Here is a 14150-nt window from a genome sequence, read left to right as displayed (position 1 = left end):
AAAAAAATAGAGCGTCATGAGGATATTGATAACCGGATGTAACGGCCAACTTGGAAACGAGATGCAGCTGCTGGAAAAGGAAAACCAGCAGCATACCTATTTTAATACGGATGTGGCTGAGCTGGATATTACCGACGAGGAAGCCATCAACCGATTTGTAACTGACAACGAGATTGACGGTATTGTGAACTGCGCCGCCTACACAGCCGTGGACAAGGCTGAGGAGAACCAGGAGCTGTGCCACAAGCTGAACGCCACCGCCCCAGGATTGCTGGCCAAAGCCATCGAGAAGCGTGGTGGATGGATGATTCAGATTTCTACCGACTATGTGTTCGACGGTACCAATCACCGCCCTTATACCGAGGACGAAAGTGTATGTCCTAACAGCACTTACGGTCGCACCAAGCTGGAAGGCGAGCAGGAGGTAACCAATGGTTGCAAGCGCTCGATGATTATCCGCACGGCATGGCTGTACTCTACATTCGGCAATAACTTTGTAAAGACGATGATTCGTTTGGGTAAGGAGAAGCCCGAGCTGGGTGTTATCTTCGACCAGATAGGTACACCTACTTATGCACGCGACCTGGCTGTGGCCATCTTTGCCGCCATCAATCAGGGCATCGTGCCAGGCATTTATCACTTCAGCAACGAGGGTGTTATCTCGTGGTACGACTTTACCAAGGCCATCCACCGCATTGCCGGTATCAACACTTGCCATGTGCGCCCTCTGCACACCAGCGAGTACCCTACTCCCGCCGCCCGTCCGCACTACAGCGTATTAGACAAAACAAAAATAAAGCAGACCTACAACATCGAAATCCCCTACTGGGAAGAAAGCCTCGCCGAGTGCATCGCTCTTTTAGGCACGGATTAACACGGCTTTTTTTTAAAAAAAGGACACGGCTATGTTATACGAAGATTTATCAAAGAAAATTGTACATGCAGCTCATCTTGTACATGATGAGTTAAAATTTGGTTTCCTCGAGGCCGTGTATGGTAACGCTTTGTATAAAGAGCTTAGTAGAATGGGCCTGAAGTGTGAATGTCAAAAACCATTAGATGTTTACTATAAAGGCGATAAAGTTGGGCACTATGTTGCCGACATGGTAGTTGAAGATAAGATTATTATAGAATTAAAGGCTGTAACTGATTTACGACCAGAGCATGAATGGCAGCTAATAAACTACTTGGCAGCCACCCATATGGAGTTGGGACTATTGATCAATTTTGGTCGCTCAGTGAAAGTTAGACGTAAGATATTAACAAAAGAAGGGCAAACGGACGAAGAATAAGCCGCGTCTCTTTTAAAAAGAGCCGTGTTAATCCGTGCCTAAAAAAAAGAATATATGAATCAGGAAATAGAAAGAAGACGTACATTTGCCATCATTTCGCACCCGGACGCGGGTAAGACTACACTGACAGAGAAGTTTCTGCTGTTCGGTGGACAGATACAGGTGGCTGGAGCTGTAAAAAGCAACAAGATTAAGAAAACTGCCACCAGCGACTGGATGGATATCGAGAAGCAGCGTGGTATCTCTGTATCGACCTCTGTGATGGAGTTCGATTACACCCCCGATGGCAAGGACATCGAATACAAGGTGAACATTCTGGACACCCCAGGTCACCAGGACTTTGCTGAGGATACCTTCCGCACACTCACCGCTGTAGATTCAGCCATTATCGTAGTGGATGGTGCCAAAGGTGTTGAGACTCAGACCCGCAAACTGATGACGGTGTGCCGCATGCGCAAAACACCCGTTATCATCTTTATCAATAAGATGGACCGCGAAGGTCGCGATCCCTTCGACTTGCTCGACGAACTGGAGCAGGAACTCGAAATCAAGGTTCGCCCACTGTCTTGGCCTATCAATCAGGGTGCCAAGTTCAAGGGCGTTTACAATATCTACGAACAGAAGCTCGACCTGTTTACTCCCGACAAGCAGCGTGTAACAGATAAGGTAGAGGTTGACATCGACAGCGAGGAGCTCGACCAGCGTGTAGGCGAGGAGAACGCCGCCAAGCTGCGCGAGGACCTGGAGCTGGTGGATGGTGTTTACCCCGAGTTCGATGTAGAGACCTATCGCGAGGCCGAAGTGGCCCCCGTATTCTTCGGATCGGCCCTGAACAACTTTGGTGTGCAGGAGCTGCTTAACTGCTTTGTTGAGATTGCACCATCGCCCCGCCCCACCAAGGCCGAGGAGCGCGATGTACAGCCCGAGGAGCCCAAGTTTACAGGATTTATCTTTAAGATTACCGCTAATATCGACCCCAACCACCGCTCGTGTATCGCATTCTGTAAGGTATGCTCTGGTAAGTTCCAGCGCAACCAGCCTTACCTGCACGTGCGCCAGGGTAAAACGATGCGTTTCTCAAGCCCCACACAGTTTATGGCGCAGCGTAAGAGCACCATCGACGAGGCTTGGCCAGGCGATATCGTAGGTCTGCCCGATACAGGCGGTATGTTTAAGATTGGCGACACACTGACCGAGGGCGAGAAACTGCACTTCCGCGGACTGCCATCGTTCTCGCCCGAGTTGTTTAAGTATATCGAGAACGACGACCCCATGAAGGCCAAGCAGCTGCAGAAGGGTATCGACCAGCTGATGGACGAGGGTGTGGCACAGTTGTTCGTAAACCAGTTTAATAATAGAAAAATTATCGGAACCGTAGGACAGCTGCAGTTCGAAGTTATCCAGTATCGTCTGGAGAACGAGTACAACGCCAAGTGCCGTTGGGAGCCCGTACATCTGTATAAGGCCTGCTGGATTGAGAGCGACGATCCACAGGAGTTGGAGAACTTTAAGAAGCGTAAGTACCAGTACATGGCTAAGGATAAGGACGGCCGCGACGTGTTCCTGGCCGATAGCGGCTACGTGCTGAGCATGGCCCAGCAGGACTTCGAAAACATCAAGTTCCACTTTACATCAGAATTCTAAATGATAGGCACGGATTAACACGGCTTTTTAATAAAAGACACGGCTGGCTGCGCAAAAAGCAGCGTTTCTCTAAAAGAGAGCCGTGTTAATCCGTGCCAAAAGAAAAAAGCGTATGAAACAAGAAGACGATATTAAACAGGCAATTGAGACGATGCGTAAGGGCGGTGTAATCCTCTACCCTACCGACACCGTTTGGGGTATTGGTTGCGATGCCACTAATGCCGAGGCCGTGAAGCGTGTTTACGAGATTAAGCAGCGCGAGGATTCGAAGGCGCTGATTTGCTTGGTGGATAGCGATGCCCGCATGCAGCGCTACTTCCGCAATGTGCCAGATGTGGCCTGGCAGCTGATCGACAGCTTGAAAGAGGCTACCGATGCCAAGCCAACCACACTGATTCTGGATGGCGCTATCAACCTGGCACCCAACCTGATTGCCGAGGATGGCAGCTTAGGTATCCGTATCACCAACGAGCCTTTCTCGAAGGAGCTCTGCTTCCGTTTCCAGAAGGCCATCGTATCAACATCGGCCAACATCAGTGGCGAGCCTGCCGCACAGAACTACTGCGACATCGACCCACGCATACTCGAAGCCGTGGACTACGTGTGCTGGAGCCGTCGCCAGGAGCACAAGCCCCACACCCCCTCGAGCATTATCAAACTGAAAGAAAACGGCGAAGTTACAGTAATACGAAAATAATAATTAGGCACGGATTACACGGATTTTTTATAAAAAGACACGGCTGGCTGCGCAAAAAGCAGCGTTTCTCTAAAAGAGAGCCGTGTTAATCCGTGCCAAAAAACAAAAAGATGGAGACAACAGTTGTAGATAGAAGACCGGAGTGGCTGAAGCGGTTGCACGACTGGCGCGTGGAGCACGTGAGCGAGAGGATGTTTATGATTATCCTTGCCCTGCTTGTGGGCTTTTTCGCCGCCGTGGCTGCCTTTGTGCTGCACTGGATTATCAACCAGATTGTAACGCTGCTCACCAGCTCGTTCAACCAGAGTCGCGCCAACTGGCTCTACCTGGTTTACCCCGTTGTGGGTATCTATCTCACGTCGCTGTTTGTACGCTATATCGTAAAGGATAACATCTCGCACGGTATCACGCGCATTCTCTATGCCATCTCATCCAACCGTTCGCGACTGAAATCGCACAACTGCTGGTCGAGTGTGATAGCCTCAGCCATTACCATCGGCTTTGGTGGATCGGTAGGAGCCGAGGCACCTATCGTGCTTACAGGTTCGGCCATCGGTTCAAACCTGGGTCAGCTGTTCCATCTGGATCGAAAAATGCTGATGACGCTGGTGGGCTGTGGTGCTGCAGGTGCTATCGCCGGTATCTTTAAGGCCCCGATAGCCGGACTGGTGTTTACGCTCGAGGTGCTGATGATTGATATGACCATGTCGGCCCTGCTACCTATTCTGGTATCGTGCGTAACAGCCACCGTGTTTACCTATATCTTTAGTGGCGACTCATCGCTCTTTACCTTCCATCTGGATAGCGAGTGGAGCGTGGAGCGCATACCGGCCTGCATAGGCTTAGGCATTGCCTGCGGACTGGTTTCGCTTTACTTTATCCGCATGATGGGCGCCTGCGAGGATGTGTTCTCGAAATTCAAGGATAAGCCATACGTAAAACTGGCCATCGGTGGTACCACGCTTAGTTTGCTTATCTTCCTGTTCCCCGCGCTGTATGGCGAGGGCTACAGCAGCATTAACCTGCTGTTGAACGGACAGAATGCCGACGACTGGAACCGCATACTCAACAACTCGATGTTCTCGGGTCAAGGGTCGCTGTTGCTGGTATATATCGCCCTGGTACTGTTTACCAAGGTAGTAGCCACATCGGCCACCAATGGCGGAGGCGGCTGCGGTGGAACATTCGCACCATCGCTGTTTATCGGCTGTTTTACCGGCTTCCTCTTTTCGCGACTTTGGAACATCAACTCCATCGGTGTGTATGTGCCCGAGAAGAACTTTGCGTTGCTGGGTATGGCAGGTGTGATGTCGGGTGTGATGCACGCGCCGCTTACGGGTATCTTCCTGATAGCCGAGCTGACTGGCGGCTACTCGATGTTTATGCCGCTGATGATTGTGAGCGTGGTGGCCTATATGACCATCAGCATTTTCGAGCCTCACAGCATCTATGGCTCGCGCCTGGCCAAGCAGGGAAAACTGCTCACCCACCATACCGACCACGCTGTGCTGACGCTGATGAATCTCGACTCGGTGATTGAGCGCGACTATCTGGGTGTCGAACCCGATATGGAGCTGAACGAGATTGTACACAAAATCAGTCGCAGCCACTCCACAGTACTGCCCGTGCTCGATGCAGGCGGCAAATTGCTGGGCGAGATCGACATTATGAAAATCAGAAACGTAGTATTCAGAATAGAACTCTATCACCACTTCAAGGCGTCGCAGCTGATGACCGATCCCAAAGCACTGCTCACGGATGGCATGCAGATGCGACAGGTGATGCGCACCTTCGACCGCACCGGTGCCAACTGGCTCCCCGTGCTCGATGCCGAGAACCGTCTGAAGGGTTACATCTCGCGCCAGCGCATCTACACCATGTATCGCAAAATGGTTGCAGATATGAGTGAAGATTAAGATTAGGCACGAATTACACGAATTAACACGAAATAATAATATTGGTGCGAAACGATAATAATTCGCGAAAATTCGCGAAATTCGTGCCAAAAAATATATAGAATGATGGAAAAGAAGGATTTAAGGATTGTATTTATGGGAACACCCGAGTTTGCGGTGCCAACACTGCAGGCTCTGGTTGAGAACGATTATAATGTAGTGGCTGTAGTAACACAGCCCGACAAACCCGTTGGTCGCCATCAGACTGAGATGCAGCCATCGGAAGTTAAGAAGTATGCTCTTGATCACAACTTGCCCGTACTGCAACCCGTAAAGATGAAGGATCCCGAGTTTGTAGAGCAGTTGCGCTCGTATCAGGCCAACCTGCAGGTGGTAGTAGCATTCCGCATGCTGCCCGAGGTGGTTTGGGATATGCCCGCCTACGGCACCTTTAACGTACATGCCGCTTTGCTACCACAGTATCGCGGTGCAGCCCCCATCAACTGGGCGGTGATTCACGGCGAAACACAAACAGGCGTAACCACCTTCTTCCTCGACCACGATATCGACACCGGTCGCATCATCATGCAGAAGCCCTTCGCTATCCCCGACACAGCCGACGTAGAGTATGTGTACGACGGACTGATGAACCTGGGTGCCGAGATCTGTCTGGAGACACTCGAAAAAATTATCGCTGCCGACGGACACCCCGAGAGCATTCCTCAGGAGCAGATGATTCCCGTAGGTAGCGAGCTGCACGCAGCACCGAAGATATTCAAGGAGACCTGCCAGATTAACTGGAACCAGCCAGCCAAGCAGGTTTACGACTTTATCCGCGGTCTTTCGCCCTACCCCGGCGCCTGGACCACACTGGTATCGCCCGATGGTAAGGAAACGGTGCTGAAGATTTTCAAGACCAACAAAACCGGAAATACCACCGGCGAGCTCGGTCACACCGCCATTATCGACCGCAAGCCCTGCATCAAGGCAGCCGACGAGTTGCTGATGATCGAGGAGCTGCAGTTGGCTGGAAAAAAGCGCATGAATGGCAAAGATTTCCTGAATGGCATTAAAAATTTCGATAATTATATAATAAAATAAGGTATATTTGCGTTACTATAATAGGTAGAACAATAAAAACAGATTGCCTATGAAGATTTTTACTCCAGACGACAACATGTTCAGCGAGAAGACGTACAAGCCGCGCAAGCAAACGCTCGACCTCATTCGTCTTGTTGCATACACCTATCGTAGTAACTGCAACAAAACGTCGAACCAGAACTAACTTAAAAAATTATGGCATTAGTATCACCATCATTACTTGCCGCAGATTTTCTGCATCTCGACCGCGACATCGACATGATTAATCGCAGTGAGGCCGATTGGCTTCATCTGGATGTGATGGACGGATCGTTCGTACCCAACATCTCGTTTGGTTTCCCCGTACTCGAGGCAGTAGCAAAAGCTTGCAAAAAGCCACTCGATGTACATTATATGATAGAGCACCCTGAGCGTTACATTGCACAGACAGCCAAGTTGGGTGCCATGATGATGAATGTACACTACGAGGCTTGTGTACACCTGCATCGCACCATTCAGGAGATTCACCAGGCTGGTATGAAAGCCGGTGTAACACTGAACCCCGCCACGCCCATTAGCGTGTTAGAGGATATTATTAACGATGTGGATATGGTACTGCTGATGAGCGTGAACCCAGGCTTTGGCGGACAGAAGTTTATCGAGAACACCATCGATAAAGTAAAGCGCCTGCGCCAGCTGATCACCGAGAAAGGCAGCCACGCACTCATCGAGGTTGATGGTGGTGTACAGGGCCAGACAGCCCCACGCTTGGTCGAAGCTGGTGTTGATGTGCTGGTAAGTGGCAGCTACGTATTTGGCGCAGCCGATCCCGAGGGCATCATCAAGTCGCTCCGTTCACTCTAAGCTGAGATTAAGATTGTATTCGCGCGAGTATTTGCGCATGTTGATCAGGGCGTAACGCATACGTCCTAACGATGTATTGATGCTGCATCCCAACTCCTCGGCTATCTCCTTGAACGACATATCCTGGAAGTATCGCATATACACCACCTCGCGCTGTGGTGCAGGCAGGGCATTCATCAGCAGCACCAACTGCTTCAGCGTGCGCTGGTTGGTAAGCTCGGTTTCGCGATTCACATCTATCACCTCTTCGCCCTTCACGGCACTCAGATCGTTCTCCTTAGGCGCATCTACCACAAAATTCTTCTTCAGGTCGCGATAGTAGTCAATCACCGTGTTATGTGCCACGCGAATCATCCACCACTGCAGTTTACCTGTCTCGGTATACTGGTGGTTCTGTATCTTGCTGATAATCTTCAGGAACGTTTCCTGAAACAATTCGTTAGCCAACTCCTCATCCTTCACTACACGTATAATGTAGCTGAAGATATTGTCCTGGGTGCGTGAGAGTAACTCGTCGAATGCATGGTTATTACCATCTAGGTAAGCCTGAACCAATTCCTGGTCAGTCATACTTGTAAATGTACTCATAAGCTCAAAAATTTAAAATTGAGTAGAGTTTGTTTCGATAGGCAATAATCATTTAAATTGTTAATAATCTGCGGCAAAAATAGATATTTTTATCCAAAACACCAAAAAAAATAGTCAAAAACTTAACATTGTGACATTTTTTTACTACTTTTGCAGTATCTAAGTAACCTAAAAAAGGAAAAAATATGAAACTATTCGTACCAGGACGCCTGTGTCTGTTTGGTGAACATACCGACTGGGCGGGACACTACCGAACAATGAATGCCGACATTAAACCTGGAGCAGCTATCGTGACGGGTATCGAACAGGGAATCTACGCCGAAGTAGAGAAGTCGAGCATTTTTGAGCTTTACAGCACAGCCGATGAGATTAAAAATGTGTGGCAGGATTTCAGCTGTCGCATGGACGAGACTGAACTAAAGCGTATTGCAAAAAGTGGATCATTCTTCTGCTACTGTGCGGGTGTGGCATCGTACATGCTCGAGTGGTATAAGGTAGGCGGTGTGCGCATTCGCATCACCGATATGACGCTGCCCATGAAGAGTGGCTTGTCGTCGTCGGCCGCCATCTGTGTGCTGGTGGCACGCGCTTTTAATCAGTTATATAATCTGAATCTCAACACGTTAGGCGAGATGAACATTGCCTACTTAGGCGAGTTGCGCACCAGTAGCCGTTGCGGCCGCTTAGACCAGGCCTGCGCATTTGGTGTAAAGCCTAACCTGATGACCTTTGATGGCGACGAGATCGAGGTACGCTCGCTGAACGTCAAGAAACCCCTTCACTGGGTGTTCGCTGATTTGTGCGCCGAGAAGGATACCATCAAGATTCTGTCGGATCTGAACAAGGCCTACCCCTTCCCCAATAGCGATGCCGAACGTGCCGAGCACGAAGCTCTGGGACAGCTTAACCTGGATATCGTCGATCGTGCCATCAAATACATGGCTGCCGGCGATGCCGAGAGCTTAGGAAAACTGATGACCGAGGCCGAGGCGATGTTCGACGAGAAGATTGCGCCTATGTCCGAAGCCCTGCACTCGCCCAAGTTGCACGCCACGTTGAACGATCCCAACATCCAGCCTTTGGTTTGGGGTGGTAAAGGTGTAGGTTCGCATGGCGATGGTTCGATACAGTTCCTGGCACGCGATGCCGAGTCGCAGCAAAAGGTGGCCGATTATCTCAATGCGCATGGCATGAAAGCCTACACGCTCACACTCAAGCCCGTACACACCGTGCGCCGTGCTATCGTGCCCGTGGCAGGTTTCGGTACACGTCTTTACCCCGCCACGCGTGTTATCAAGAAGGATTTCTTCCCCATCCCATGTCCCGATGGCATGGTACGCCCAGTGATACTCATTCTGCTCGAGGAGCTAATCCAGAGTGGTATCGAGGAAATCTGTCTGGTATTAGGTTCCGAGGAGGAGCGCCAGCAGTATGCCGACTTCTTCGAGCATCCCCTGCCCGATGAGCATCTGCGCAAGCTGAACCCCGAGGCCCAGGAGTACGAGAATCATATATTAGATATAGGTAAGAAGCTGCACTACGTATATCAGCGCGAAAAACGTGGCTTTGGTCATGCTGTTTACCAGGCAGCGCAGTTTGCAGGTAACGAGCCCGTATTGCTGTTGCTGGGTGATACACTGTATCGCAGCGATTCAAATAAGCCTTGTGCCTTGCAGATGATCGAGGATTACGAGCGCTACAACCGATTGATGGTAAGTATCCATCCTATCCCCCTGGCCGAAGTGAGCCGCTATGGCATTCTGCACGGTGTTTGGGAGGATAACGATCACACCATCCTGAACGTGAACGCTATGTGCGAGAAACCCAAGGCCAGCTATGCCGAGGAATTCTTAGGTGTGCGCAACAAGAAAGGCGACAAGGAGTACTACAGCGTATTCGGACAGTATATCCTTACCCCCGAGGTATTCTCGCAGTTGCACGAGGACATCATGCAGAAGGAGATTGAGGGCGACCACGTAACCGAGATTGAGCTTACCGCAGCTCTCGAGGCTGTTCGCAAGCGCAGTGGCATGGTTGGTGTAAGGCTACGCGGACGTATGTATGATATGGGTAACCCGCTATCACTTGCCAAAGCAACACTCGAGTACCCACAGCAATAACAAAAAAGAATCCCGCACTTAAAAATGCGGGATTTCTTTTTTTATTTTACTAAGCTTAACAAGTACTTGCCGTAATCGTTCTTGGCCATCGGTTTGGCCACTTCCTCAAGCTTCTCCTTGCTTATCCAGCCACGCTTAAAGGCAATCTCCTCCAAGCAAGCCACCTTCAGGCCCTGGCGCTTCTCAATCACCTCGATAAAGGTCGAAGCCTCCGAGAGCGAGTCGTGTGTACCTGTATCCAACCAGGCAAAGCCACGCTGCAAGGTCTGCACCTTCAGTTTCTTCTGTGCCAGATACTCCTGGTTAACGGTGGTAATCTCCAGCTCACCACGAGCCGATGGCTTGATGTGCTTGGCAATCTCAACCACGCTGTTGGGGTAGAAATAAAGACCTACCACGGCGTAGTTCGACTTGGGGTGCTCGGGCTTCTCCTCAATGCTCAGGCAGTTACCCTCGGCATCAAACTCAGCCACACCGTAGCGCTCGGGGTCGTTCACGTAATAACCGAACACAGTGGCCTGATTGCGCTTTTCGGCATTCTCAACACTCTCCTTCAGCAGGCCTGTAAAGCCCGAACCGTAGAAGATGTTATCGCCCAGCACCAAGCAAGCACTGTCGTCGCCAATAAACTTCTCGCCTATGATAAATGCCTGTGCCAGTCCATCGGGTGATGGCTGCTCGGCATACTCAAAATGCACACCGTAATCCGATCCGTCGCCCAGCAAGCGCTTAAAGCCTGGCAGGTCGTGTGGAGTCGAGATAATCAGAATCTCGCGGATACCAGCCAGCATCAGTGCCGATATGGGGTAGTAAATCATCGGTTTGTCGAAAATAGGTATCAGCTGCTTACTGATGCCCTTAGTAATGGGGTAAAGGCGTGTACCTGAACCACCTGCTAAAACAATTCCTTTCATACGTTGATATTTAAAATTTGGTGCAAAGATACAGTTTTTGGCACGGATTACGCGGATTACACGGATTTTTTATATAAAATTATTATTAATCTGTGTTAATCCGCGTAATCCGTGCCTAATTTTTATTAATTTTGCAGTCGATTTGTAATTATAAATAGATTTTTATGGGATTTTGGAATAAATTATTTGGCAATAACAGCGAACAGAAGGTTGGCGGCATGGAGGATTTCATGACGCTGATTCGCGTATATTTCCAGGCAGCCATGGCAGCCGACTTGGGAATTACCAACCTCGCTGCCCTGCCCGACCTGCGTGTGTTTAAAACCACACTCAAGGTAGCTACCGTAAACAATAAGTTAGGTGTTGGCGAGCGCACCCGTTGTAAAAAGATGCTCAAGGAGATGTACGGCATGGACGACGATTTCTTTAAGGAGATCGACTCAAGCCTGCGCAAGCGTTGCAAGAAGGTTCAGGATGCACAGACCTACCTGCTGCAGTTCCAGGGCTTTACTCAGGACATCATGATGCTTACCGGCAACCTGATGAAGTTTAAGCTCCGCCTGCCCGGATTCATGAAGAAAGCACTCTACACCATGACCGAGAAGACCGTGAACGACATCTTTACCAAGAACGACTTTACCGACCCCGCTGTGCTGAAGAGCGTGGTAGCCGTTCGCGAGTATAACCGTCGCTTAGGTTTCTCACAGAAGTGGGTAACCGACTTTGTGTTCAAGGTGGTGATGCTGGCTAAGAAAGAACCCAAGCCCGCACAGGACGACAAGTAAAAGATTTAAAATATCTTAAAAGATAGCTAATACGCTATACTTTAAAAGATAAATTATATAACTTTGTACACCAAATAGTTATATCATGAGTGCAAACGAGCAAACGATATTGGCGTTCGAAACGCGTGTAAGACAGATGATTCTCCACTTCAAGCAGTTGAAGAAGGAGAACGAGGATCTTCTGGCACAAATCGAAAAGGGTAAGCAGGACATAGCCGACCTGCAGGCCAAATTGACTCAGGCACAGAATGATTACAATTCACTGAAGATGGCTAAGATGATGCAGATTACCGACGGTGATCTTGAAGGCGCAAAAGCCCGCGTCACCAAGATGATAAAAACGGTAAATCAGTGCATAGCCATTCTGAGCGACGAACAATAAATAAAAGGTGCCCACAATGACAGAAGTGAATAACGAGAAACTACATATCAGGTTGCACGTCTACGACGAAGAAATCGAAGTAACCATCAAGCGTTCCGACGAGGAATTCTATCGTAAGGCAGCCAAACTCATTACCGACCGTTATAACGCCTATTCGCAGGCTTATAAGGGTAAGAAGGGCGAGCATACCATAGCGCTCATGACGCTGATTGATATCGCCCTGATGTACGAGCGTGAGCGCGGCAACCACGACACTGATCCCTACAATAGTATTCTCACTAAGTTGACTTCTGAAATAGAGGAGGCACTTAAGTGAGAATATCATTTTATTAACATAGATTTATATGGATATCATTATTGTACTACTGATCGCTGCAGGCGCCCTCGCATTAGGAGGAGTCTGCGGATACCTTGTATTCCGCTACGTTCTGAAGGGGAAATACAATGAAATGATCGACACTGCCACCAAGCAGGCCGATGTCATCAAAGAGAAAAAACTGCTCGAGGTGAAGGAAAAATTCATCAACAAGAAGAGCGAGCTGGAGAAGGAGGTGCAGCAGCGCAACCAGCACATCCAGCAGAGTGAGAACAAACTCAAGCAGCGCGAGATTTCGCTCAACCAGCGCCAGGAAGAACTGGGCCGCCGTAAGAACGAACTCGACAATCAGCAGCAGCGCATCGAGAACGAGAAGAAGCTGCTCTCTGTAAAGGCCGAGGAGCTCGAGAAGATGCAGCTCAAGGAGCGCGAGAAGCTCGAGGAGGTATCAGGTCTCAGCGCCGAAGAGGCTAAGAACCGCCTGGTTGAGTCGATGAAGGACGAGGCTAAGACTGCCGCTGCCAGCTACATCAACGAGATTATGGACGAGGCCAAGCTGAACGCTAACGCACAGGCCAAGAAGATAGTTATCCAGACCATTCAGCGTGTAGCTACCGAAACCGCTATCGAGAACTCGGTAAGCGTGTTCCACATCGAGAACGACGAGGTAAAGGGTCGCATCATCGGTCGCGAGGGTCGTAACATCCGCGCACTCGAGGCCGCCGCAGGTGTTGAAATCGTTGTCGACGATACTCCTGAGGCAATCGTTATCTCTGGTTTCGATCCTGTTCGCCGTGAGGTTTGCCGCCTGGCACTCCACCAGCTGGTGAGCGATGGCCGTATCCACCCCGCACGTATCGAGGAGGTAGTTGCCAAGGTTAAGAAGCAGCTCGACAACGAGATTATCGAGACTGGTAAGCGCACCGCTATCGACCTGGGTGTTCACGGTCTCCACCCCGAGCTCATCCGCATCATCGGTAAGATGAAGTACCGCTCATCATACGGTCAGAATCTGCTGCAGCACGCGCGCGAAACAGCCAACCTGTGTGCCGTTATGGCCAGCGAGCTTGGCTTGAATCCAAAGAAGGCTAAGCGTGCCGGATTGCTGCACGATATCGGTAAGGTGCCCGACGAGGAGAGCGAGTTGCCACACGCTATCTACGGTGCTAAGATTGCCGAGAAGTTCAAGGAGAAGCCCGATATCTGCAATGCCATCGGTGCTCACCACGACGAGATGGAGATGCAGACTCTGCTGGCTCCTATCGTACAGGTGTGCGACGCCATCTCAGGTGCCCGTCCTGGTGCACGTCGCGAGATTGTAGAGGCTTACATCAAGCGTTTGAACGACCTCGAGGCCATCGCTATGAGCTATCCCGGTGTTACCAAGACCTACGCCATCCAGGCTGGTCGCGAGCTCCGTGTGATTGTAGGTGCCGATAAGATGAACGACGCCGAGAGCGAGGCCCTCAGCGCCGATATCGCTACAAAGATTCAGAACGAGATGACCTATCCTGGTCAGGTAAAGATTACCGTTATCCGCGAAACACGTTCTGTAGCTTATGCTAAGTAATCT

The 14150-nt window shown here is 50.1% G+C and carries 15 protein-coding genes; 13 read left to right on the top strand and 2 right to left on the bottom strand.

Translation table 11 applies throughout. The annotated features are described in order from the left end of the window. Window positions 1–16: 16 nt before the first annotated feature. From rfbD to rpe, 8 genes are all read left to right on the top strand, one after another. Window positions 17–874, top strand: a complete 858-nt coding sequence (gene rfbD, locus PRU_RS01175; protein ID WP_013063708.1) for a dTDP-4-dehydrorhamnose reductase — start codon at window positions 17–19, stop codon at window positions 872–874. Between the two features lie 31 nt (window positions 875–905). Next, complete coding sequence (locus PRU_RS01170) at window positions 906–1292, top strand: GxxExxY protein (protein ID WP_033149385.1); 387 nt, start codon at window positions 906–908, stop codon at window positions 1290–1292. 54 nt (window positions 1293–1346) lie between these two features. Next, window positions 1347–2936, top strand: a complete 1590-nt coding sequence (locus PRU_RS01165; protein WP_013063967.1) for a peptide chain release factor 3 — start codon at window positions 1347–1349, stop codon at window positions 2934–2936. A gap of 112 nt (window positions 2937–3048) precedes the next feature. Continuing rightward, window positions 3049–3633 carry an L-threonylcarbamoyladenylate synthase gene (locus PRU_RS01160; protein WP_013064426.1) on the top strand — a complete coding sequence of 195 codons (585 nt, stop codon included), beginning with the start codon at window positions 3049–3051 and terminating at the stop codon, window positions 3631–3633. A gap of 110 nt (window positions 3634–3743) precedes the next feature. Beyond that, a complete protein-coding gene (locus tag PRU_RS01155) occupies window positions 3744–5549 on the top strand; it encodes a chloride channel protein (RefSeq protein ID WP_013063939.1) in 1806 nt (601 codons plus the stop codon). A gap of 105 nt (window positions 5550–5654) precedes the next feature. Next, on the top strand, window positions 5655–6629 hold the full coding sequence (gene fmt, locus PRU_RS01150; protein ID WP_013065495.1) for a methionyl-tRNA formyltransferase: 975 nt from the start codon (window positions 5655–5657) through the stop codon (window positions 6627–6629). 49 nt (window positions 6630–6678) lie between these two features. Further along, complete coding sequence (locus PRU_RS16390) at window positions 6679–6813, top strand: hypothetical protein (protein WP_258575522.1); 135 nt, start codon at window positions 6679–6681, stop codon at window positions 6811–6813. Window positions 6814–6821: 8 nt separating this feature from the next. Then, the gene (rpe, locus tag PRU_RS01145) at window positions 6822–7472 is read left to right on the top strand and encodes a ribulose-phosphate 3-epimerase (RefSeq protein WP_143040144.1); all 651 of its coding nucleotides are present in this window, start codon (window positions 6822–6824) and stop codon (window positions 7470–7472) included. Here rpe and PRU_RS01140 read toward each other — a convergent pair. Next, a complete protein-coding gene (locus tag PRU_RS01140) occupies window positions 7464–8060 on the bottom strand; it encodes an RNA polymerase sigma factor (RefSeq protein ID WP_033149381.1) in 597 nt (198 codons plus the stop codon). The genes rpe and PRU_RS01140 overlap by 9 nt on opposite strands. A 185-nt stretch (window positions 8061–8245) precedes the next feature. Between PRU_RS01140 and PRU_RS01135 the strand changes: the two genes are divergently transcribed. Further along, window positions 8246–10180 (top strand): sugar phosphate nucleotidyltransferase, encoded by a 1935-nt coding sequence (locus PRU_RS01135; RefSeq protein WP_013064517.1) that lies wholly within the window; start codon window positions 8246–8248, stop codon window positions 10178–10180. A gap of 41 nt (window positions 10181–10221) precedes the next feature. Here PRU_RS01135 and rfbA read toward each other — a convergent pair whose 3' ends face one another. Next, entirely contained in the window at window positions 10222–11094 is an 873-nt protein-coding gene (gene rfbA / locus PRU_RS01130) for a glucose-1-phosphate thymidylyltransferase RfbA (protein ID WP_013065115.1), read from the bottom strand. A gap of 164 nt (window positions 11095–11258) precedes the next feature. Here rfbA and PRU_RS01125 point away from each other — a divergent pair, with 164 nt between their 5' ends. The 4 genes from PRU_RS01125 (at window position 11259) to rny (ending at window position 14147) form a co-directional block, all read left to right on the top strand. Further along, window positions 11259–11879, top strand: a complete 621-nt coding sequence (locus PRU_RS01125; RefSeq protein ID WP_013064067.1) for a hypothetical protein — start codon at window positions 11259–11261, stop codon at window positions 11877–11879. Between the two features lie 85 nt (window positions 11880–11964). After that, window positions 11965–12261, top strand: a complete 297-nt coding sequence (locus PRU_RS01120) for a hypothetical protein (RefSeq protein ID WP_013063458.1) — start codon at window positions 11965–11967, stop codon at window positions 12259–12261. Window positions 12262–12277: 16 nt separating this feature from the next. Beyond that, window positions 12278–12577 (top strand): cell division protein ZapA, encoded by a 300-nt coding sequence (locus PRU_RS01115; RefSeq protein ID WP_013063326.1) that lies wholly within the window; start codon window positions 12278–12280, stop codon window positions 12575–12577. Window positions 12578–12605: 28 nt separating this feature from the next. Beyond that, window positions 12606–14147: a ribonuclease Y gene (gene rny, locus PRU_RS01110; protein ID WP_013065465.1), complete on the top strand. Its 1542-nt coding sequence runs from the start codon at window positions 12606–12608 to the stop codon at window positions 14145–14147. Window positions 14148–14150 lie beyond the last annotated feature (3 nt).

Origin of the sequence: Xylanibacter ruminicola 23 (genome assembly GCF_000025925.1) — a bacterium.
In the GTDB taxonomy this organism is placed as follows: Bacteria; Bacteroidota; Bacteroidia; order Bacteroidales; family Bacteroidaceae; genus Prevotella; species Prevotella ruminicola.
Note: the sequence above shows the minus strand (reverse complement) of the source record. Positions and strands in the feature narration are given on the sequence as shown.

Coding starts and splice junctions, on each gene's coding strand:
- PRU_RS01165 (WP_013063967.1), top strand. CDS start 1,347: ATGAATCAGGAAATAGAAAGAAGACGTACATTTGCCATCATTTCGCAC.
- PRU_RS01120 (WP_013063458.1), top strand. CDS start 11,965: ATGAGTGCAAACGAGCAAACGATATTGGCGTTCGAAACGCGTGTAAGA.
- PRU_RS01170 (WP_033149385.1), top strand. CDS start 906: ATGTTATACGAAGATTTATCAAAGAAAATTGTACATGCAGCTCATCTT.
- fmt (WP_013065495.1), top strand. CDS start 5,655: ATGGAAAAGAAGGATTTAAGGATTGTATTTATGGGAACACCCGAGTTT.
- PRU_RS01135 (WP_013064517.1), top strand. CDS start 8,246: ATGAAACTATTCGTACCAGGACGCCTGTGTCTGTTTGGTGAACATACC.
- PRU_RS01125 (WP_013064067.1), top strand. CDS start 11,259: ATGGGATTTTGGAATAAATTATTTGGCAATAACAGCGAACAGAAGGTT.
- PRU_RS01115 (WP_013063326.1), top strand. CDS start 12,278: ATGACAGAAGTGAATAACGAGAAACTACATATCAGGTTGCACGTCTAC.
- PRU_RS16390 (WP_258575522.1), top strand. CDS start 6,679: ATGAAGATTTTTACTCCAGACGACAACATGTTCAGCGAGAAGACGTAC.
- PRU_RS01140 (WP_033149381.1), bottom strand. CDS start 8,060: ATGAGTACATTTACAAGTATGACTGACCAGGAATTGGTTCAGGCTTAC.
- PRU_RS01160 (WP_013064426.1), top strand. CDS start 3,049: ATGAAACAAGAAGACGATATTAAACAGGCAATTGAGACGATGCGTAAG.
- PRU_RS01155 (WP_013063939.1), top strand. CDS start 3,744: ATGGAGACAACAGTTGTAGATAGAAGACCGGAGTGGCTGAAGCGGTTG.
- rny (WP_013065465.1), top strand. CDS start 12,606: ATGGATATCATTATTGTACTACTGATCGCTGCAGGCGCCCTCGCATTA.
- rfbA (WP_013065115.1), bottom strand. CDS start 11,094: ATGAAAGGAATTGTTTTAGCAGGTGGTTCAGGTACACGCCTTTACCCC.
- rfbD (WP_013063708.1), top strand. CDS start 17: ATGAGGATATTGATAACCGGATGTAACGGCCAACTTGGAAACGAGATG.